Raw genomic sequence first — 19,230 nt, 5'->3', positions numbered from 1 at the left:
TCTGGCCTTCGCGCTAGTTCCTTGCGCAAGCTAAAGACAAAAGTGGGTTCACTGACGGCTGCAGCAGGCGCCGCCGGTATCTAGGTGACATCGCGCCTTCAAATCAGGGCGTGCGCTCTCTGCGTACGCCCGGCTTGTGAAAACGTGCTATCGTCGTCGTACCAACTCGAACGGAAAGGCAGTGGATGGACATTGCCGGTGAGTTTGGGCCTTTTGCAGCAGCAGATGGCGCCGCCGATCTCGAAACACAGTTTCTAGTTCACCTCCGCGATTTCCTTCGCCGCGAGTGGCGCCTTCTCGCTCTGATCACCGCTTTGTCGTTTGGTGGTGGGGTTACGTACGTTGCCACGACGCCGCCCAAATACACCGCCACTGCGGACATGATCATCGATACCGAGAAGATCACCTGGACCCACAGCGAGATGTCCTCGGAGACCCGCTCCATCGATGATGCTGCGGTGGAAACCGAACTCGAGACGACCAGGTCCGAAAGAGTTCGAAGGTCTGTCGTTCATCAGCTCAATCTAACTGAAGATCCGGAGTTCGTCGGGCCCCGGCAGGGAATTCGAGCTCGCATCGTTGCCTTGCTCACGCAAGAACCCGGGTCGGACGCAACAAGCGACGAACCGATGCGACGGGCGCTCTCCACGATCAAGAACAATCTGCGCGTGACACGGGTAGGGCAGAGCTACGTGGAGCGGATCTCGTACACATCTCTCGACCCGGAAAAAGCGGCGAAGATAGCGAACACGTTTGCAGAGTCTTACATTGAAGACCAGCTTCAGGCGAAGTTCGACCAGATCCGTCGCGCAAGCGAATGGCTCGACGAGCGGATGCGCGCGCTCCGTCAACAGGCGAGCGATGCCTATAAGGCGGTTCAGGATTTTAAAACCGAAAAGAACATCATCATCGGCAAGGACGGCAAGCTGGCGAGCGACATCGAACTTGATCAGCTTGGTGTGGCGCTGGCCAGGGCGCGTGCCGACACCAGCCAGGCCCGGGCCAAGCTCGATCGCATCCAGCGGGTTCTCGAGCAGCGCTCCAACAATATGGGCGATTTCAGCATCCCCGACCCCGTTGTCACGGATGCCTTGAGCAGCCCCGTCGTCACCAAGCTGCGGCAGCAATTCCTGGACGATCAGGCCAGGCAGGCGGAATGGAACGCCAAATATGGCGTCAATCACATTGCGGTCAGGAATCTTCGTGCCGAAATGGCTGCCCTGCAGAGTTCGATTTGGGATGAGATTTCCCGGATTGCGGAGAGCTACAAGAGCGAGCTCCAGATAACCAAAAGCCAGGAAGAAGCCATCGACAAGCGGATGATGGAGGTGTTCCAGAAGTCCGGTGCGACAAGGCAGGCGCAAGTTCACCTGCGCGAACTGGAGAGCGGTGCCGAGACCTATCGCGGGATCTACGAGACGTTCCTGTCGAGGTTCACTCAAGCCCTGCAGCAGCAGTCGTTTCCCTCGACCGAGGCCCGCGTAGTGACCGAGGCGCCTGCTCCGCGCGAGCCAAGTTCGCCCAAGATCGCCTTGACTCTCGCCTTTGCGACGCTGTGCGGATTGGGATTTGGCGTGATGTCGGCGATCGCCCGCGAGCAGTTGATGAACCGCCGCATTCACACGCGCGATCAGCTCGAAAAGCTTGTCGGCTCTGCCTGCCTCGCGGTTCTGCCGGCGATATCCAAGCCGTTGGGCAGATTCCGGGAAAGTGACTCGTTGCCCTTCGTCCAGATCACCGAAGCCCCATGTTTCTCCGCGACCGCGGAAGCGCTGCGATACATGAAGGTTGCGATCGACCTTCATCCGGCGGGCGCCAAGATCATCGGCATCACGTCGGCGCTTCCGGGCGAGGGGAAGACAACTGTCACGGCTGCGTTTGCAGCCTTCCTCGCGGGGACCGGTGCGCGCACTCTTCTGATCGATGCCGACTTGCGCAGTCCCTCCGCGTCTCGAATGCTTGGCTATGCCGACAGGCCGGGGCTGATTGACATGGTCGAGAATGGGTTGGAATTCGAAAATCTCGTTATCACGGATCCGAACTTCAAGTTTGATGTCTTGGCGTCTCCCATCGCGGCGAGACCTTTCAGCAGCTCCGATGCGCTGAACTCGTCGGCGATCAAGGACATGCTGAAAGCGGCGCGCAACGAGTATGATTATGTCCTTTGCGACCTGCCCGCGGTCCTGCCGATCGTAGATGTCAAGGCAACGGCCCATCTTTTCGACGCGTTCATCCTGATCGTCGAATGGGGCGGCACGTCGACGAAGGAGATCCTCAACGCCGTACGCTCATCCCCGCTTCTTTCCGAACGTCTGCTGGGGACCGTTCTCAACAAGGCGGACGAGAAATTCCTGCGACGCTTCGAAGGCTATTCGGATCGGCGCGACGCCTACTACCGCGAGTCAGCCTGAGTGACCGCAGGCGCGCCATGACGAAGTGGGTATGCCGGCACGCGGGAACGAATCCAATCGCGCAAGCTTGATGCTGCAATGGGCCGATTAGACTCGGGCGTCCGTAATCGATGTCGGGAAAAGCGGAGACTGAGAGTCGGGCAACGAGCCAATCCGGGCGAACGCGGAACCGAAGAGAATTGGCGCGGACGCTCGGACTGGGCGTTGTCACCGGCGCTGCCGACGATGATTGCTCTGCAATCGGGACTTATGCGAGTGCAGGTGCGCAATTCGGGCTGAGCTTCCTTTGGACGGCCCCCGTCACCTTTCCGATGATGTTCGCCGTCGTCTATCTGTCCTCCAAATTGGGGCAGGTGACCGGCAAGGGCTTGTTTCAGGTCGTAAAGGAGCGCTATCCAAAATGGGTTCTGTGGCCGATGCTCATTGGTGTCCTTGCCGGAAACACCATTGAAGCCGGTGCAGACATCGCCGGCATGGCCGCGTGCCTGAACATCTTCTTTCCGGTCCCGCCCTTTCTGACCGTCGTCGCGGTCGCCTCGACCATTCTGCTGCTTCAGATATTCGGATCCTATACCTTCATTCGTAATATCTTTCGTTGGCTCGCGCTCTCGCTGTTCGCCTATGTCGGCTCTGCGTTCCTGGCAAGGCCGGATCTTTGGGAAGTGCTGCGAGGAACGTTTGTTCCGCATATCGAGCTATCAAGGGATTTTCTCTCGATCCTCGTCGCGGTGATCGGCACGACCCTGTCTGCCTATCTGTATACGTGGCAATCCAATGTCGAAGTCGAGGAAAAGATAGAGGAAGGAAAGACCAGGCTGTCCGATCGGCAGGGCGCCACCGAAGGCGAGCTCAGGCGATCACAACGGGACATCGTAGCCGGAATGGCGTTCTCGAACATCATCATGTACTTCATCATTCTGTCGACCGGGGCAACGCTGCACAAGGCCGGTCAAACCAACATCGAGGACGCAGCGCAAGCGGCGGAAGCGTTGCGACCCTTGGCCGGGAGCGCGGCGGCTTTCCTGTTCGCCATCGGCGTGATCGCTGTCGGATTCCTCGCCGTGCCGGTCATGACGACGGGCGCGGCGTACGATCTTGCCCAGGTCATGGGCTGGAAGAGCAGCTTGCACGCGCAGCCAAAGGAGGCGAAGGCGTTTTATGCCCTGATCGCGGGCTTTACATTGCTGGCCGTCCTGCTCAATGGCCTGGGCTTCAATCCAATGAAAGCCTTGGTGTATGCCGGAATTGTGCAGGGCTTTTCGACTCCGCCGTTGCTTTTGTTCATCGTCCTCATGACGAGCAACCGGGACCTCATGGGCGATAAGGTCAACAGCTTCTGGCTCAACGGGCTAAGCTGGCTTACGGTGGCTGCCATCTTCTCGGCAAGTATCGGGTTGCCCGTGAGCTGGTTGTTGTAGCACCGCTGTTGAGCCATTGCCTCGGCACGGCCGCGAGAAGGGGTAGAAGTGTTTCACCAAATCGACGGCCGGGAAATCATAAGCCAGAAAATGATCATGACTGCGCCAAATGCCGGAAAGCCAAAGGCGAACCAAATCCGGAACAGGATGTAGTACCGGACCGGCAGCGGTTTTCCCTCGCTTGCCGATATGGCTGCCAGATTGCGCATTTGAATCTGGATCCAGACGACGGGCAGCCAGAACACGCCGGTCAGAAGATACAAAGCCACCGAGAGCACAATCCAGCCTTCGGTCAGAGCGTAGCCCGCCTGAGAGGCAAGCGCTATTCCGGTCAGCGGTTGCACCACGACCGCCGTCGCCGTGAACAGACCATCCGCGAGCACAACGATGCGAGCCACGGCCGCAATGACCGTGGGGTCGCCGGTCAAATGAGCCCGAAGCATGAAGAACGCGATCCCTGCGCCCGTTCCGAGCAGCACCGAGGCGCCGATCAGGTGGAGATACTTCAAGAGAAAATACAGCGTCATCGTTCATCCAGAATCGCGAGCGCAATCAGATGCAGGACGAGGATCGGGATGATCTTGAAGAGAGGGCCGAGCGGCTCGCTCCACAGATCCGGGCGCAGCACAGTCGCAGCAACGGCGTAGAACGATGACAGCGCAAGCGCCGCGTACAAGCCATAGCGGGTCAGGGGACGCCACGCTATTCCGACGCCGATCGCCATATCCGCGAGCGCGCCAGCGATCACGGCGGCTCCCGACAAGGCTCCGGCCCCTGTGCTTCGCATCAATTGAACTCCGCTCGCATATCCCGACGTCAGCGAGATCAGTCCCGTTCCGATCCAGAATGCCACCAGCACCGGAAAGAGCACCGCCTTGAGCAGATACAATCGAGCAAACCATTTGTCTTGAATGGCCGCCGGTTCGGCCGCCAGCGCCCGTTGAAGAGATTGAGGTCGAATGCCGGTGACGGACATCCACGGCGCGGGGTCCCCGATGGCTCCTCGTGCGATTTCCAGCGCGGCGTTGGTTCGCATCGGGGGACGCCAGCCGAGCGCACTGACCAGATCGCCGAGACGGTATAGAACGCGGGACAGCGGCCTTGGAACGATGATCGTATGAGCAGGGCGCCAGCCATACCAGTTTCGATATTGCGCGACGACATCTCCCATCTGCAGTCGGTCGGGACCGGCGAGTTCCAGTTCGAGGCGCGAGGGGGCATCCGCCTTCAGGAAGAATGAGATCGTCGCCAGGACGTCCGAGAGCTGCACCACCTGAAGCGGCTGCGTGTCGGGCATCAGCGGCACAACCGGCAGGCTGGCAAGGGAGCGGATCAGAGCGCTGGCGCCGAACGCGGATCGGCCGAGCACCACCGAAGGCCTCAGGATCACCCACTCCAGATCTCGCGTCACCAATTGTCGGTCGCCTGCATATTTGGTCGAGGAGAACGCCGAGGGCCGCTCCCTGTCGACGCCGATTGCGGACAGATGGATAACTCGGCGGATACCGCTTTGCTCGCACGCAGCGAACAACGTGGCCACTCCGGTCGAATGAACGCCCTCCGTACATTCTTGAGGACTGTCCTGCAGAACGCCGGCGCAATTGACCACTGCCTCGATGCCAGCGAGATAAGGCAACCAGTCAGCGGCCTCGCGCATGGACGCGATATCGACAATGGCCCAGCCCTTGAGCCTCACGGATCGGGAGCGGTGGCGGGCGAGGCCAATGATGTCGTGCCCCTCCTGCATGAGGCGATACGCAAGCGCGGATCCGATCAATCCGGTCGCGCCGGTAAGAAGAATCTTCATCGCGATCGCATCGTGCGATGTCTGTCCATTGTCCCGCGCGGTGGCTGTCTCAGCGCTGTCTCCTGCGCCGCCTGCGCAGTTTCCATGGGCGGCGCGTATCAGGCGCCTTCGGACGCTCTATTTCCGCCTCGGCTCCGAGCCCAACGATTGGGCAAGCTGCAGGTGCTTCTCCAGCACCGAACCGGCGGGACGGCTGTGTTCCCGGCTATGCGAGTTCAATTACAGCCGCTTACATTGGTTCCTGTCGGAGCTCCGTTGATCATTTCGGAGGCCGCTGATACCATCCGGCTCATGATGAGCACTCTCCACATCGCCTCAATCTTTTTCCTGAGCCGCTGATAGCGGCCCATGCGGGTGAGCGACGGCACCAGGTCACGGCTGATGCCTTCAAGACGAGAACCGGCCGATAACCCTGCCTGAAGCGGGCAGGGATGGTGGTCAAGCGATGTGGGACTTTCATGCCTATCCATGAACACGAACTGGCACGCGTATTAAGCGACGCGCAGATACAGCAATTCATTCGAGATGGCTTCGTCCGGATCGATCAAGCCTTTCCGCGCAAACTCGCGGAGGAAGGCCGCGAGATCATGTGGCGGGATCTTCCTTGTGATCCCGGCAACCCTGCGACCTGGAGCAAACCGGTCATTCGACTTCCCGGATACGGCCAAGAACCCTTCAGGAAAGCGGTCACTACGCCAACGCTTCATGCGTCGTTCGATCAGTTGGTCGGGAAAGGACGTTGGCGTCCGCGTGACGGTCTTGGCACCTTCCCGATACGCTTTCCGCATCCCGATGATCCCGGCGACGCCGGATGGCATATCGATGTCAGCTTTCCTGGACCGACTGGACGCTGGGACGAGAACAAGGACTTCTCGGATTGGCGTGTAAACGTAATTTCGCGCGGTCGCGCGCTCCTTATGCTGTTTCTGTTCTCCGATGTTGGAGAGAACGACGCGCCCACGCGCATCAAGGTCGGGTCGCATCGGGACGTCGCCAGACACCTCCAGCCGGCCGGCGAGGCGGGGCTGTCGCATGGTGAACTGGATAAATTCTGCGCGACACTGCATAGACCGCTGGCGCTGGCGGCGGGGCGCGCGGGTGATGTCTATCTCTGCCATCCATTTCTGGTTCATGCGGCGCAAATGCATCGAGGCAAGGAGCCGCGCTTCATGGCCCAGCCGCCGCTTCATCCCAAGGAGCCATTCCGGCTCAATCGCGAGGACGGCGCCTATTCGCCGGTTGAGTTGGCGATCCGGCTCGCATTGCAGGAGAGTTGAGGCAAGGAACACTCTTTGATCTCCCTGACATCGCGCGATGTTCGTTTTGGTGGGCGCACGCGAGATCTACGCAATCAATCCATGCCGTTCGTAATCTCGATTTTGTCGCCGCCAGGCCCTATATCGTCGCGGTCGATTCTTTCATCTCTGGCTGATCCTTAAGGAAACGGGATGGCGCGGGCGCCTGTTCTGGCGGCGGGAGGCATTGTGCTGCGGCGGGCGAGCCCGCCGCAGGTTGCGGTGGTGCGCCTGCGCAAGCGCAATGAATGGGTATTGCCGAAAGGCAAGCTCGATGACGGCGAGACGCCGCGCGATGCCGCCGAGCGCGAAGTCAACGAAGAGACCGGGTACGATGTCACCGTGCATGAATTTCTCGGCACGCTGGTCTATGAGTCGGGCGGGCGCTCCAAGGTCGTGCATTATTGGCGCATGGAGGCCAATGGCGGGCCGGCCTATGAGCTGATGAACGACATCCGGGAGGTCGACTGGCTGCCGCTGGATGCGGCGGTGGAACGGCTGTCCCGCGCCTATGAGCGCGCGTTCCTCGCCAATGTCGGTCCGCTGGCGCTGGAAGCCGCGACCTCGAACGTCGCGCGCGAGAGGGCAAAACCATCCTCACAGAAGAAACGGCGCAGCCGGCCCGTGCCGTCGGCGGAGCCGCCGCTCGCCGCGCCTGCTCTGTCCCGCCCGCCGGTCGAGGTGCCCGCAACGAGGACGGAGCCTGTTATGGATGGGGCAAGTGCAGACCTCTCTGACGAGGTGGCGGCGGTCGAAAAGCCGGAGCTCGTGGCGGCCGGGGCCGGTCCGGCCGAGACATCGGAACCGAGCGATGACTTCGCCACCACGACCGCCGAACCGCGCCGTAGGACGCTTACCGCGTTGCTGCGCGATTGGCTGCGGCGCGCGGTGTAAGTCTCGACGCTCAGCCGCAGCGCCGCCGAGCCTCGGAACATAGTCGACTTAAAGGCCCATTTGGCGGTGCTCGCGCGCAATAGTGGCACCCCGATGCCGCCGGCGGTTGTCCTTAAATACACGCCGATTTCGTAAACGCACGCTGACCGGCCCGTGATCGAACCATCGTCATCGCAACGAATTGTTCCTCCTGCTACTTCACGTGCAGCCGTACAGGCGTGGACCGCTGCTTTGCTTTCCGGAGGGATTGCATGAACCGACCACCCGTAGCCCAGGCGGGCCCTCGACAGACCTCGACGCCCGCCACCTTCCCGGTAACACTCACGATCAACGGCGAGAAGCGCACGCTGGACGTTGCGCCTTGGACCACGCTGCTTGACCTGCTTCGCGACAGGTTCGACCTGACCGGCACCAAGAAAGGCTGCGACCACGGTCAGTGCGGCGCCTGCACGGTCCTGCTCGACGGGCGGCGAGTGACGGCGTGCCTCACGCTCGCCGTCATGAAGGACGGCTCCGATGTCGTCACCATCGAGGGGCTCGCAAATGGCGATGCGCTGCATCCCCTGCAGCAGGCTTTCATCGATCATGACGCGTTTCAGTGCGGCTACTGCACGCCGGGGCAGATCTGTTCGGCGGCCGGGTTGATCGCGGAAGGGAAGGCAAAGACCGCCGACGAGATCCGCGAATTGATGAGCGGCAACATATGCCGCTGCGGCGCATACCCCAACATCGTTGCCGCCGTTCAGCAGGCAATGAGCGCGATGGGAGGCAAGCCGTGAACAATTTCGAATATTCGCGGGCGACCGATGTTGCCGATGCCGTCAGGCAGATTGCGGCCGATCCGGCGGCCAAGTTCATCGCCGGCGGGACCAACCTCGTCGATCTCATGAAGTATGACGTCGAACGTCCGGCGCGGCTGATCGACATCACGCGCCTGCCGCTCAAGAGCGTCGAGGAGACGAGGGGCGGCGGCGTGCGCATCGGCGCGCTGGTGCCGAACAGCGATCTCGCCTATCACCCGCTGATCGAGCAGCGCTATCCGCTGCTGTCCAGCGCGATCCTCGCCGGTGCCTCGGCGCAGCTTCGCAACATGGCGTCCACCGGCGGCAATCTCCTGCAGCGAACGCGCTGCTTCTATTTCTATGACGTCGCAACGCCCTGCAACAAGCGCGAGCCCGGTTCCGGCTGCGCGGCGATCAACGGCATCAACCGCATCAACGCCATTCTCGGCACCAGCGAGGCCTGCATCGCGACGCATCCGTCCGATATGTGCGTTGCGCTGGCGGCGCTGGAGGCCAAGGTGCACGTGATGGGCTCCTCCGGCGAGCGCAGCATCGCGTTCGAGGATTTCCATCGGCTGCCTGGCGACACCCCGCATCTCGACAACAATCTCGGGACGAACGAGGTGGTGACGGCGATCGAACTGCCGGCCGAGGGCTATGCCGAAAACTACAGTTACTTGAAGATTCGCGACCGGCTGTCCTATGCCTTTGCGCTGGTATCGGTCGCGGCCGCGCTCAAGCTCGACGGCGGCCGCATCAAGGAGGCGCGCCTTGCGCTTGGCGGCGTCGCGCACAAGCCCTGGCGCAATCGCGACGCCGAAGCCGCGCTGCGCGGCGAGGCTCCCGGCAGGGCCGCCTTCGAGAAGGCCGCCGACGCGCTTCTCGCGGGCGCCAAGGGCTATTCGCACAACAGCTTCAAGATCGGTCTTGCGCGGCGCGCGATCATCCGCACGCTGACTCAGGCGGCGAACGCCACGCCGCAAATCCAGTCCGTCAAGAAGATCCGGTGAACGTCATGGCACCAAGCATCGGCACATCCACCTCCCGCGTCGACGGCCGCGCCAAGGTTACGGGACTGGCCAAATATGCCGGCGAGTTCGCGGCGTCCGATCTCGCCTATGGAGCGGTGGTCACGTCTACCATCGCCAAGGGCCGCATCGCGCGCATCGATGCGAGCGGCGCGCTTGCGGTGCGAGGTGTGCTCGCCGTGCTCACGCACGCCGACCGTCCGAAGATGGCGGGGCGCGACGACGATTATCACGACGACGTCGCGCCGGAAGGCGGCTCGCCGTTCCGCCCGCTCTACGACGACAAGATCAAATTCAACGGCCAGCCGATCGCGCTGGTCCTTGCGGAGGATTGGGAGACCGCGGTCTTTGCGGCAACGCTCGTGCAGGTCGATTACGAAGCGGATGGTTTTTCGACCGATCTGCGCGCGCGCCTGGAGCAGGCGCACACCGTCGACAAACCGCAGAAGCCGCGCGGCGATGCCGCGAAGGCGTTTGCCGGCGCAGCGGTGCGGCATGAGGCCGAATATTTCATCCCGGCCGAATATCACAACCCGATGGAACTGTTCGCCGCGACCGTCGTCTGGAACGGCGGCGGCAAGCTCACCATCTACGACAAGACGCAAGGCGTGCAGAACGTGCAGCGCTATGTCTGTGGCGTGTTCGGACTAAAGCCGGACGATGTGCGCGTGATGTCGCCCTTCGTCGGCGGCGCATTCGGCATCGGCTTGCGTCCCCAATATGAGGTCGTGCTGGCAACGCTCGGCGCACTCAAGCTCAAGCGCTCGGTGCGCGTCGTGCTCAGCCGCGCCCAGATGTACGGGCTAAGCTATCGCCCCGCCACCATCGAGCGGGTTTCGCTCGGCGCGAACGCCGGCGGCGCGCTCGATGCGGTCGTCTATGAAGCCGTCGCGATGACCTCGCAACACGAGGATTTCTCGCGCAACGATGCCGGCTGGGCGGAGCAGCTCTACGCCTCGCCCAACGCGCGCTATGCGCACAGGCTCGTGCCGCTCGACGTGATGACGCCCTGCGACATGCGCGCGCCGGGCGCCGCCACCGGGGTCTATGCACTGGAATGCGCGATGGACGAACTCGCCGTCGCGTTGAAGCTCGATCCGCTGCTGTTGCGGCTGCGCTGCTACTCGGATCGCGACCAGGAGAGCGGCCTGCCTTACAGCAGCAAGCAGCTCAAGGAATGCTATCGACAGGGCGCCCAGGCGTTTGGATGGGATAGGCGCAGTCCGGCGCCGCGTTCGATGCGGGACGGAAGCGAACTGGTGGGCTGGGGAATGGCGAGCGGCGTCTGGGAGGCGCTGCAGATGCCGTTCTCGGCGCGGATCGTACTCACGGCCAACGGTCACGCCGAGATTTCCACCGCCGCCACCGACATCGGCACCGGCACCTATACCATCGTGGCGCAGGTCGCGGCCGACATGCTCGGCCTGCCGCTCGACAGCGTGACCGTGAAGCTCGGGGATTCCACCCTGCCGACGGCGCAGGTCGAGGGCGGCTCGTGGACCGCCGCGTCGGTGGCGCACGCGATCGTCAACGCCGCGGACGATGTCCGCAAGGAGCTGCTGTCGGTCGCGCAAACCATGCCGGGCTCGCCGCTGAGCGGTCTTGCGCCGGACGACGTCGTGCTGGTCGATGGCGCGCTCGCCAGCAAGAGCGACGGGGGCCGGGTCGTCGCGGTCGCGGACGTCATGCGTCATGGCAAGATGGAGCGGCTGGAGAAGGAGCGATCCTCCGACTTCAAGGAGGACGACAAGCATGCGCGCAATACGCACTCGGCGGTCTTCGCCGAGGTCAAGGTGGATGAAGAGCTTGGCGTGATCCGTGTGACACGGGTGGTTAGCGCGGTTGCCGCAGGACGAATCATCAATACCAAGACCGCGGCCAGCCAGATCATGGGCGGCGTGGTGTGGGGAATCGGCATGGCGCTGCATGAGGAGGCGCTGACCGATCACGCCTTCGGCCGGGTGATGAACGCCAACATCGCGGAGTACCACGTTCCGGTGAACGCCGATGTCCACGATATCAAGGTGATTTTCGTCGACGAGCCGGACAGCGTCATCAACCCGATGGGCATCAAGGGGGTCGGCGAAATCGGCATCGTCGGCGTCGCGGCGGCCGTCGCCAACGCCGTCTATCATGCGACGGGCAAGCGCGTGCGCGATCTTCCCATCACGCTGGACAAGCTCGCGCGGTGAGGCTCGCGCGCGAGCGCGGAGAGCATTTCTAATGCTTCTTCTCGCGCTTGGGCGCGAGTAGCCGCGGCTTTTGCAGGCCCGGTCGGTTCGGCCCGGGAGCTCTCTGGACGCCGGGCGGGCCGCCTGGCAGGCCGCCTTGGCGAACGGCTGGCTGCGACGGCGACGGGCTCTCACCCTGCCGCTGCGGAGTGGCGGGTTGTGTGCCCGGCCTGGTGTTGAACTTCTCGCCCGGTCGCGGCGTCTGCTTCGGCGCCTGCGGGGTTCGCTGCTGCTGCTGACCGCCCCGGTTCGGCGCGCCTTGCTGCGGCTGTCCGGACGGGTTTTGTCCAGGCGCCTGATTTTGCCGCTGCGGGCCCGGCGGCCGGTTGCCGCGGTTAGGTGTGTTCGGCCCGGGCGGATTGGCGCGGCGCAGCGCGCGCTGCTCGGTGACGATCTGGCGGCCGACGTTCTGTGCGCTGTGCACCTGGCGCACAAAGCCCTGGTCGCGCGCGACCTGTTGCGGCGAGATGGTCAGCGGCATAGCCGTCGGCCGCGCGCCGCCGATACCGGGGCGGATGGTGAAGCCGCTCGCGCCTTGCGTCAGCGCGCCGAGCCGTGTCCCTGAACGATCGTTGACCTCGATGCGGCCGACATGGCCGTCCGCGTCAGGATAAAGCTTGATGTTCACATTGCTGGCGCCGCCGCCCTCCGGCACTTCCACGAGACCCGTCGTGCCGCGAATGCCGAGCGTCGAGGTCGGCGTGGTGATCTTCATGTCGCCGGTTTTCGCCACCGCGGCCGCGACGAAGGCGACCGTGCCCTTGCCGATATCGAAAATGCCGGCGTTGCTCTTGCCGCCATCCTCGTAGACGTAATTGTCGATGGTGATCTTCGCGTTCGCCGACAGATTGAAGGTCGTGGCGTCATTGAAGGTGATGCCGAGCGAGGAGCTCGACGAGGTCTGCACCGTGTCGTTGAGAAAGATGTCGTCGCGCAAGTGCAGCGGCAGCGAGTCCTTGTTGCGGATCACGGTGACGGTTCCGGTCAGCGTGACGACGTTGCCGATCGGCTCCTCGGCGGCGGGCGCAGGCGAGGGCGCGCTTGCGGCGGGCGCTGCCGGCGTGCTTGGTGCCGGCTGAGCCTGCGCCAGCCGGACTAGGTCGGGCGCCGCATCGGGTGCGATCGATGCGGTTTCATCTGATGGCGCCGGCATCGCCGCGACCTTTGCCGAGGCGCCGAGCATCAGCGGGCCGACAAGCGCGAGCGTCAGCCAAAGCCTCTGTGATGTCACGATCCAACCTGCCCAAAGAATCGACCGGACCGAGTAGGGCGGCTGCCGGCTGAACCGCGCGTGAACGTTCACGCGCTTTCCGGGTCTTGCCGCCAGGTCATTCCGGGGCGCCTCGACAGAGGCGAACTCCGATGTGCAATTGCACGTGAGAGAATCTCGAGGTTCCGGGTTTCGGTCCATCCAAGTCGGCTGTTGCCGATTTGGACAACAATGTCGCTGAACTCGGGTAAACCCGGGTTCAGCGGACCGCTCCGGAACGACGGCAGGAGGTGACAGCAATCCCCTCTGTTACATCAAAAGCCCGGCGGTTGAAGCAAACGCCGGGCTCGAAAAACCTGCTGCGTTAGCGTTCAGAAGACGCCGAGCACGATCGCGGCGACGAAGGCAAGCGCGACATACACGGCGACCACACTCAATCTGTTGACCATGGTCATTGCAGTCCCCTCGGATGAATTCGCTGCCCACATCTCGCCACACATCTTAGTGAGCGCACCACGGCGTAAAAAGTCAGCATAGCTGTCCATCGCGCATCGTGCAGCGCAGGCAGCGTGGTTAAAGGTCCGTGAAAACAACGCGTTGATGAGTCCTTAAGTAAATTCGCGCAAACGTTTGCGGATGACGCGCGGAGTTCGTTTGTATCTCGTCGGCTCCATCGTCCTTGTTTCGCTGGCAGGTTGCGGCCGCGGGTTTTTCCAGGCCGAACGCGAACCCTGGCGGGCCGAGGCCGAAGTCGCCTGCCTGAAATCCGGCGCGGTGAAAGAGGGGCCGGACGTCGTCCGCATCGACCCGATCTCCGGTCCCGGCGTCTGCGGCGCCGACTATCCGTTGAGAGTATCGGCGCTCGGCGAGGACACATCCCCCGCTTACGGCTTTGCCGATGAAGATTTGCGGCCGCCGGCGCCGATCGGCAACCAGCCGCGCTGGCCAATCGCGCGACAGCCGCCGGCTTCACCGCCTGCGCCACTACCGCAGGCGTCGTATCCGCAGTCCTATCCTTCGTCCTATCCGCCCGCGCAAGGCGCGTCGCAATCGTCTTATCCGCAAAGCTCTTATCCGCAGACTTCGACCTATCCGGACCAGGCCAATCGTCAGCCCGCCCATGGCGCGGCACCGAACGGTCCGATCTCGTTGTCGGCGCCCGGCGTTCCACCTGATCAGGACCAGATCAATCTGCCGCCGGACGGCGCGCCGCCGGCGAATGCGCCGATGGGGCGCGCGCCCTACAGCCAGCAGGGTTATCCGACGCAAGCCTATCCGCCGCGCGCCGGCGCCGGCACGCCTTATCCGCAAGCCGACGGGCAATTGCCGCGGCTCGGCCCCGGCTCCGGCAATTCCGTCGCCGCGGTCGGACCGGTTGCGGTGAAGCCGGCGGCGACGCTGGCCTGTCCGATCGTCTCAGCGCTCGATCGCTGGCTCGACGAATCCGTGCAGCCTGCCGCTCAGCGCTGGTTCGGTGCGCGCGTGGTCGAGATCAAGCAGATCTCCGCCTATTCCTGCCGCGGCATGAACGGCAATCCGAACGCGCATATTTCCGAACATGCCTTCGGCAACGCGCTCGACATCGCCGCCTTCACGCTGGCCGATGGACGGCGCATCACGGTCAAGGACGGCTGGCGCGGTCTTCCCGAAGAGCAGGGCTTTTTGCGCGATATCCAGGGGGCAGCGTGCCAGCAGTTCACCACCGTGCTCGCGCCGGGCTCCAACGTCTACCACTACGATCATATCCACGTGGATTTGATGCGACGCGCCAGCCGTCGCCTGATCTGCGAGCCGGCTGCCGTCTCGGGCGAGGAAGTCGCCGCCCGCGCCATGCGTCGCAATCCTTACGCCGCGCGCGATCCTTACGTGACAGGTTCGCTCGGCGGCCATAAGGAAGCCGCGCGCCGCAACAAGCGCGAGAGGGGCAGCGACGAAGACGACTACGAGGATGAATAGTCGTCGAAGCGGGCTATAGCCCGGGTGAGCGAAGCGATACCCGGGACCGCGAAATAGCCCTCCCTCACATCGCTCCGCTCATGGGGGCTAAGCTCCTCTCACACCCTGCGAAACCGGCTGAACTGAAAACGCTGGATCGCGCCCCACGGCGTCCGATGCGCCTCGGTGCTGCTATCGGCGAGCTCGAAGGCAGGGCCGAGCGTCTGCGCCAGGCTGCTCGAATCGTAGCGCTGGACCGGCAAGCCGCTGCATCTTTCGGGACCATCCAGCGCGAAGGTGCCGATGATGACCTGGCTGCCTGGTGCCGTGGCTGATCGCAGAGCGTTAGCATAGGCGGCGCGATCGGCCGGCTCGGTCAGGAAGTGGAACGCCGCGCGATCATGCCAGACATCGTAGATTTGGCTCGGCGTCCATTGTGTGATGTCGGCGACGATCCAGTCGACCTCTGCGCTTCGCTCCCCGAGCCGCATCTTCGCGGTCTCAAGCGCCGCGGCCGAAATATCGAGCACTGTGATTGCTCGAAATCCTTGCTCCAGCAGCGCATCCGCCAGCCGTGATGCACCGCCGCCGACATCGATGATGCGGGAGTCGCGCGTGGCGTTCGCATCTCCGATCAGGCGCAGCGATATTGCCGGGTTCTCCTGAAACCAGCTCACCTCGTCCTCGGCCTTGCTGGTGTAGACGTTCTCCCAATGCGACATGCGATCGGTCATGTCTGCCTCTTCTTCGCGTAACGGTCGGATCCTCCGGGCACCAGCGGCAGTATACCCCACTGCCCCGCAATCTCACGTCTTTGAGAGCAGCTTGTATAGGTAGCCGCTTGGCGCAACGGAACCGTTGAAATGATGGAGAAAATATCAAGCGCCTCGGCTGTGCCGACGTACGGTGAACCAGCACAGGTTGCGGCCGGACGAATCAGGACCATCTGAAGAAAGAACAAGAAGTCCACGGGTATCTCCACGTAACCGGTTCCGCATCGGGCAACGCACCTCCAACCCGAACCAGGAGACCGCCATGTCAGAGCGCCTCAACCGCGGCCGCCGCCGCTTCCTTGGCGTTGCCGCCGGAACCCTCGTTTCGAGCCAACTCGCCCTTGTTGCTTCCGCACGTGCGGAAGCCGCGCAGACGAATCCACCGCTGCCCGCGACCAAGCCGGGTGGGCACACCTCGTTTGAACAATTGAAGCAGATTGACGCCGGACTGCTCAATGTCGGCTACGCCGAAGCCGGCCCGGCCAATGGTCCGGTGGTGATCCTGCTGCATGGCTGGCCCTATGACATCTACAGCTATGTCGATGTGGCGCCGGCGTTGGCGTCGGCCGGCTATCGCGTGATCATTCCCTATTTGCGCGGCTACGGCACCACCAGCTTTCGCTCGGATGCGACCTTCCGCAGCGGTCAGCCGGCGGCCGTGGCGGTGGATATCGTCGCGCTGATGGATGCGCTCGACATCGCGCAGGCGACGCTCGCCGGTTATGACTGGGGTGCGCGCACCGCCAACATCATTGCGGCGCTCTGGCCCGAGCGCTGCAAAGGCATGGTTTCCGTCAGCGGCTATCTGATCGGCAGCCAGGAGCTGGGCAAGAAGCCCCTGCCGCCGCAGGCCGAAGTGCAATGGTGGTACCAGTTCTATTTCGCCACCGAGCGCGGCCGCGCCGGCTACGAGAAATACCGGCGCGATTTCGCGAAACTGATCTGGCGAACGGCTTCCCCGAATTGGAATTTCGACGATGCCACCTTCGAGCGCAGCGCCGCCGCCTTCGACAATCCTGATCACGTCGATATCGTGATTCACAATTATCGCTGGCGTCTTGGCCTCGCCGAGGGCGACTATCTCGAGCTGGAGAAAAAGCTCGCGACCTTTCCCGTGGTCTCCGTGCCCACCATCACCCTGGAGGGCGACGCCAACGGCGCGCCGCACCCCGAGCCGAGCGCCTATGCGAAGAAATTTGTCGGCAAGTACGAGCACCGCCCGATCGCCGGCGGCATCGGCCACAATCTCCCGCAGGAAGCGCCGCAAGCCTTTGCGCAGGCTGTCATTGATGTCAGCAGGAGCTGAGGCATCAGGGATTCGTAGGCGCAATGGCGACAACCTATCGCGCCGAGGCGTGGCGGACCGCGCTAGCGCTGCGGCGCGAGCAGGTCGACCACGAGCTCCGAAGGCCGGCAGAGGCGCACGCCGGCGGGCGTCACAACGATCGGCCGATTGATCAGGATCGGATGCGCCACCATGGCGTCAAGCAGCTCGTCATCGCTCAGGGCCGGATCGTCGAGGCCCAGTTCACGATAGAGCGTCTCCTTTTCGCGCAGAAGCGCACGCACTGGTATGTCCATGCGCGCGATCAGCCGTTTCAGCAGGGCGCGCGTCGGCGGTGTCTTGAGATATTCGACGATATGCGGCTCGATTCCGGCGTTGCGGATCATGGCGAGCGTGTTGCGCGAGGTCCCGCAATCCGGGTTATGATAGATGATGACGTCCATTCGTGTAACCTTCCTCAGCTCAGGCTAAAATATTGGGCGAAGGTCTACCACTGCCGGAGAAGCCCGTCCTTTCAGTTTCTTGCGGACGGCGCCTTGTCAGCGTGACCGAAACGCTCGCAATGCGCTGCGCCAAAAAGCTAATTTGCTGAGCGGAATCAAGGCAGCATAGCGCGTCCAGATCTGCTCGCAAAAATAAATCGCTTCGCGATCACCCCAAATCAGTCGCATCCTTCACGCGTTCCGGCCCGAAATCGAGGGGCGTATCGCGATCGTCACGAACGTTGGGCTCGGAATGCGGTGGACGCGTTGATGCTAACTGACGAGCAGCGTTGGCGCGGACGGCGAAGTCGTGTGGTCCTGGCGCGCCCATGCAGGCGCCAAGTCGGCGACGATGCTTAATGCTCGCGCCGGCGACGGTGGCAACAAGCTGGTTCACCGGGGAGAGTACGAAGTAAGCCGTAAACCACTGCGCAGGGAAGGCCGGTGCGACTCCGCCTTACCTGTGGTTACTCCCGTGTGCGCTTTTGCGCAATTCTTGCACACGGGGCCGCGGGTGCGGCGGGCACCCGGCCTTCCCTGCGCCCTCTGATCTCCGAGGAGGGTGGTCGTGAGCAAAACTCGGACGCGCATCGCGTCGCGAGAATGTTGAGTTGTGGCCGCAGCGTGACTGGTGACCATCCTTCGAGACGCCGCGGAGTTTATCATCGGGCCACGCTTTGCGCGGAGCCGTTGGCTCCCCAAGATGAGGTCGTCATGCGCGGCAAAGAGTCAAACCTCATAAACAGTCCAACCTTGTGGTGAGGAGGCGCGCGAGCGCCGTCTCGAACCATGAGGCCCCGGAGGCTGCAATGACCGCAAGCATCTATCAGAATGGCAATAGCCGTGGCTTTCGCCGTGATGATGGTGCCTTAGTTCGCCTTCACCTGATACGCCGCCAGGAACATCCGCACCGCGCTTGCCACGACCTTGCGGATGCGTTCGGGCGAGGGGGCAGGCGCCGCCTGGAAAATGAAGGGGAGAAACAGCGTGGCCTGGCACATCAGCGGGAATTGCGCGGCGGCGAGCTGGCAGTCGTCGATCGCAAGCTCGCCCAGCTTCACACGTGCGTTCAGGAAGGCGGCGAGCCGGTTGATGGTTCTTTCCAGCACACGGTCGTAATAGCGCCGGCCGACATCGGGCATGCGCTCGGCAATCGACATCACGGTGCGGATTGCGGATCCGCCGCCGGGCCGGCAGACCATCGCGATATAAGCCTCGCCAAATTCCTGCAGCGTCGTCGGTGCATCGCGCGCGGGATCGAAGTTGAAGATAAGGTTGCCTTGCTCGACCACCTCCTGTTCGATGATGGCTTCGAACAGCGCGCATTTGTCCGCGAAATAGACGTAGAGCGTTCCCTTGGAAACGGCGGCGGCGCGCGCGATCTCACCCATGCTGGCGCCGTCAAAGCCCAGATCCATGAACACCTTGCGCGCGCCATCGAGAATCTGACGGCGTTTCGCGGAGTCCTCCTCACCGGCGGCCCGAATAGAATGTGGATCGACTGCAACCATTGGTTTAGGCTCTGGAAGAAGATTTTTGCGCTGCGAAACCCTGAGGAAAGGCTCGCAGGCTATCCTCCACGCATCGAAATGTAGATTGACCGAACGGTTCGGTCAATGATAATTGTAAGTTCATGCGGGTCGGCGGCAGCCGCAGTGGCTCTTTGTGGTCCGCGATTG

Annotated in this window: 16 protein-coding genes; 9 read left to right on the top strand and 7 right to left on the bottom strand. The window is 62.9% G+C overall.

Annotated elements, in window-relative coordinates; translation table 11 throughout:
• The first annotated feature begins 185 nt into the window (after positions 1 to 185).
• Both P6U23_RS33325 and P6U23_RS33320 read left to right on the top strand, forming a co-directional pair.
• Positions 186 to 2,411, top strand: a complete 2,226-nt coding sequence (locus P6U23_RS33325) for an AAA family ATPase (protein ID WP_407176570.1) — start codon at positions 186 to 188, stop codon at positions 2,409 to 2,411.
• A gap of 110 nt (positions 2,412 to 2,521) precedes the next feature.
• Positions 2,522 to 3,829, top strand: coding sequence for an NRAMP family divalent metal transporter (locus P6U23_RS33320; RefSeq protein ID WP_407176569.1), 1,308 nt, complete (start codon positions 2,522 to 2,524; stop codon positions 3,827 to 3,829).
• A 53-nt stretch (positions 3,830 to 3,882) separates the two neighbouring features.
• Here the strand turns inward: P6U23_RS33320 and P6U23_RS33315 are convergent, their stop codons facing one another.
• Positions 3,883 to 4,356: a DUF2269 family protein gene (locus tag P6U23_RS33315; RefSeq protein ID WP_407176568.1), complete on the bottom strand. Its 474-nt coding sequence runs from the start codon at positions 4,354 to 4,356 to the stop codon at positions 3,883 to 3,885.
• On the bottom strand, positions 4,353 to 5,636 hold the full coding sequence (locus tag P6U23_RS33310) for an SDR family oxidoreductase (RefSeq protein WP_407176567.1): 1,284 nt from the start codon (positions 5,634 to 5,636) through the stop codon (positions 4,353 to 4,355). The genes P6U23_RS33315 and P6U23_RS33310 overlap by 4 nt, the downstream gene beginning before the upstream one ends.
• A 458-nt stretch (positions 5,637 to 6,094) precedes the next feature.
• Between P6U23_RS33310 and P6U23_RS33305 the strand changes: the two genes are divergently transcribed.
• The 5 genes from P6U23_RS33305 to P6U23_RS33285 all read left to right on the top strand — a co-directional run bounded on the left by P6U23_RS33305 (position 6,095) and on the right by P6U23_RS33285 (position 11,827).
• Positions 6,095 to 6,913, top strand: coding sequence for a phytanoyl-CoA dioxygenase (locus P6U23_RS33305; protein ID WP_407176566.1), 819 nt, complete (start codon positions 6,095 to 6,097; stop codon positions 6,911 to 6,913).
• A 171-nt stretch (positions 6,914 to 7,084) separates the two neighbouring features.
• The gene (locus P6U23_RS33300) at positions 7,085 to 7,825 is read left to right on the top strand and encodes an NUDIX hydrolase (protein WP_407176565.1); all 741 of its coding nucleotides are present in this window, start codon (positions 7,085 to 7,087) and stop codon (positions 7,823 to 7,825) included.
• Positions 7,826 to 8,076: 251 nt separating this feature from the next.
• Positions 8,077 to 8,604 (top strand): (2Fe-2S)-binding protein, encoded by a 528-nt coding sequence (locus P6U23_RS33295; RefSeq protein WP_407176564.1) that lies wholly within the window; start codon positions 8,077 to 8,079, stop codon positions 8,602 to 8,604.
• Entirely contained in the window at positions 8,601 to 9,617 is a 1,017-nt protein-coding gene (locus P6U23_RS33290) for an FAD binding domain-containing protein (RefSeq protein ID WP_407176563.1), read from the top strand. The genes P6U23_RS33295 and P6U23_RS33290 overlap by 4 nt, the downstream gene beginning before the upstream one ends.
• Positions 9,618 to 9,622: 5 nt before the next feature.
• Positions 9,623 to 11,827: a xanthine dehydrogenase family protein molybdopterin-binding subunit gene (locus P6U23_RS33285; RefSeq protein WP_407176562.1), complete on the top strand. Its 2,205-nt coding sequence runs from the start codon at positions 9,623 to 9,625 to the stop codon at positions 11,825 to 11,827.
• Between the two features lie 28 nt (positions 11,828 to 11,855).
• Here the strand turns inward: P6U23_RS33285 and P6U23_RS33280 are convergent, their stop codons facing one another.
• On the bottom strand, positions 11,856 to 13,100 hold the full coding sequence (locus P6U23_RS33280; RefSeq protein ID WP_407181670.1) for a FecR domain-containing protein: 1,245 nt from the start codon (positions 13,098 to 13,100) through the stop codon (positions 11,856 to 11,858).
• Between the two features lie 347 nt (positions 13,101 to 13,447).
• Entirely contained in the window at positions 13,448 to 13,621 is a 174-nt protein-coding gene (locus P6U23_RS33275) for a hypothetical protein (RefSeq protein WP_407176561.1), read from the bottom strand.
• Between the two features lie 91 nt (positions 13,622 to 13,712).
• Here P6U23_RS33275 and P6U23_RS33270 point away from each other — a divergent pair, with 91 nt between their 5' ends.
• Positions 13,713 to 15,032 carry an extensin family protein gene (locus tag P6U23_RS33270; protein ID WP_407176560.1) on the top strand — a complete coding sequence of 440 codons (1,320 nt, stop codon included), beginning with the start codon at positions 13,713 to 13,715 and terminating at the stop codon, positions 15,030 to 15,032.
• A gap of 98 nt (positions 15,033 to 15,130) precedes the next feature.
• Here the strand turns inward: P6U23_RS33270 and P6U23_RS33265 are convergent, their stop codons facing one another.
• Positions 15,131 to 15,745: a class I SAM-dependent methyltransferase gene (locus P6U23_RS33265; protein WP_407176559.1), complete on the bottom strand. Its 615-nt coding sequence runs from the start codon at positions 15,743 to 15,745 to the stop codon at positions 15,131 to 15,133.
• Positions 15,746 to 16,046: 301 nt separating this feature from the next.
• Here P6U23_RS33265 and P6U23_RS33260 point away from each other — a divergent pair, with 301 nt between their 5' ends.
• On the top strand, positions 16,047 to 17,090 hold the full coding sequence (locus tag P6U23_RS33260) for an alpha/beta fold hydrolase (protein ID WP_407176558.1): 1,044 nt from the start codon (positions 16,047 to 16,049) through the stop codon (positions 17,088 to 17,090).
• A gap of 62 nt (positions 17,091 to 17,152) precedes the next feature.
• Here the strand turns inward: P6U23_RS33260 and arsC are convergent, their stop codons facing one another.
• A complete protein-coding gene (gene arsC, locus P6U23_RS33255) occupies positions 17,153 to 17,512 on the bottom strand; it encodes an arsenate reductase (glutaredoxin) (protein WP_407176557.1) in 360 nt (119 codons plus the stop codon).
• 908 nt (positions 17,513 to 18,420) lie between these two features.
• Positions 18,421 to 19,062 (bottom strand): TetR/AcrR family transcriptional regulator, encoded by a 642-nt coding sequence (locus P6U23_RS33250; RefSeq protein ID WP_407176556.1) that lies wholly within the window; start codon positions 19,060 to 19,062, stop codon positions 18,421 to 18,423.
• Positions 19,063 to 19,230: the final 168 nt, after the last annotated feature.

It is taken from the genome of Bradyrhizobium sp. STM 3562, assembly GCF_045571435.1.
Classification (GTDB): Bacteria; Pseudomonadota; Alphaproteobacteria; order Rhizobiales; family Xanthobacteraceae; genus Bradyrhizobium.
Note: the sequence above shows the minus strand (reverse complement) of the source record. Positions and strands in the feature narration are given on the sequence as shown.

Excerpts from the sequence above, each read along its gene's own strand:
- P6U23_RS33295 (WP_407176564.1), top strand. The coding sequence starts at position 8,077 with ATGAACCGACCACCCGTAGCCCAGGCGGGCCCTCGACAGACCTCGACG.
- P6U23_RS33270 (WP_407176560.1), top strand. The coding sequence starts at position 13,713 with ATGACGCGCGGAGTTCGTTTGTATCTCGTCGGCTCCATCGTCCTTGTT.
- P6U23_RS33305 (WP_407176566.1), top strand. The coding sequence starts at position 6,095 with ATGCCTATCCATGAACACGAACTGGCACGCGTATTAAGCGACGCGCAG.
- P6U23_RS33310 (WP_407176567.1), bottom strand. The coding sequence starts at position 5,636 with ATGAAGATTCTTCTTACCGGCGCGACCGGATTGATCGGATCCGCGCTT.
- P6U23_RS33285 (WP_407176562.1), top strand. The coding sequence starts at position 9,623 with ATGGCACCAAGCATCGGCACATCCACCTCCCGCGTCGACGGCCGCGCC.
- P6U23_RS33315 (WP_407176568.1), bottom strand. The coding sequence starts at position 4,356 with ATGACGCTGTATTTTCTCTTGAAGTATCTCCACCTGATCGGCGCCTCG.
- P6U23_RS33275 (WP_407176561.1), bottom strand. The coding sequence starts at position 13,621 with ATGGACAGCTATGCTGACTTTTTACGCCGTGGTGCGCTCACTAAGATG.
- P6U23_RS33250 (WP_407176556.1), bottom strand. The coding sequence starts at position 19,062 with ATGGTTGCAGTCGATCCACATTCTATTCGGGCCGCCGGTGAGGAGGAC.
- P6U23_RS33265 (WP_407176559.1), bottom strand. The coding sequence starts at position 15,745 with ATGACCGATCGCATGTCGCATTGGGAGAACGTCTACACCAGCAAGGCC.
- arsC (WP_407176557.1), bottom strand. The coding sequence starts at position 17,512 with ATGGACGTCATCATCTATCATAACCCGGATTGCGGGACCTCGCGCAAC.
- P6U23_RS33325 (WP_407176570.1), top strand. The coding sequence starts at position 186 with ATGGACATTGCCGGTGAGTTTGGGCCTTTTGCAGCAGCAGATGGCGCC.
- P6U23_RS33260 (WP_407176558.1), top strand. The coding sequence starts at position 16,047 with ATGTCAGAGCGCCTCAACCGCGGCCGCCGCCGCTTCCTTGGCGTTGCC.
- P6U23_RS33300 (WP_407176565.1), top strand. The coding sequence starts at position 7,085 with ATGGCGCGGGCGCCTGTTCTGGCGGCGGGAGGCATTGTGCTGCGGCGG.
- P6U23_RS33320 (WP_407176569.1), top strand. The coding sequence starts at position 2,522 with ATGTCGGGAAAAGCGGAGACTGAGAGTCGGGCAACGAGCCAATCCGGG.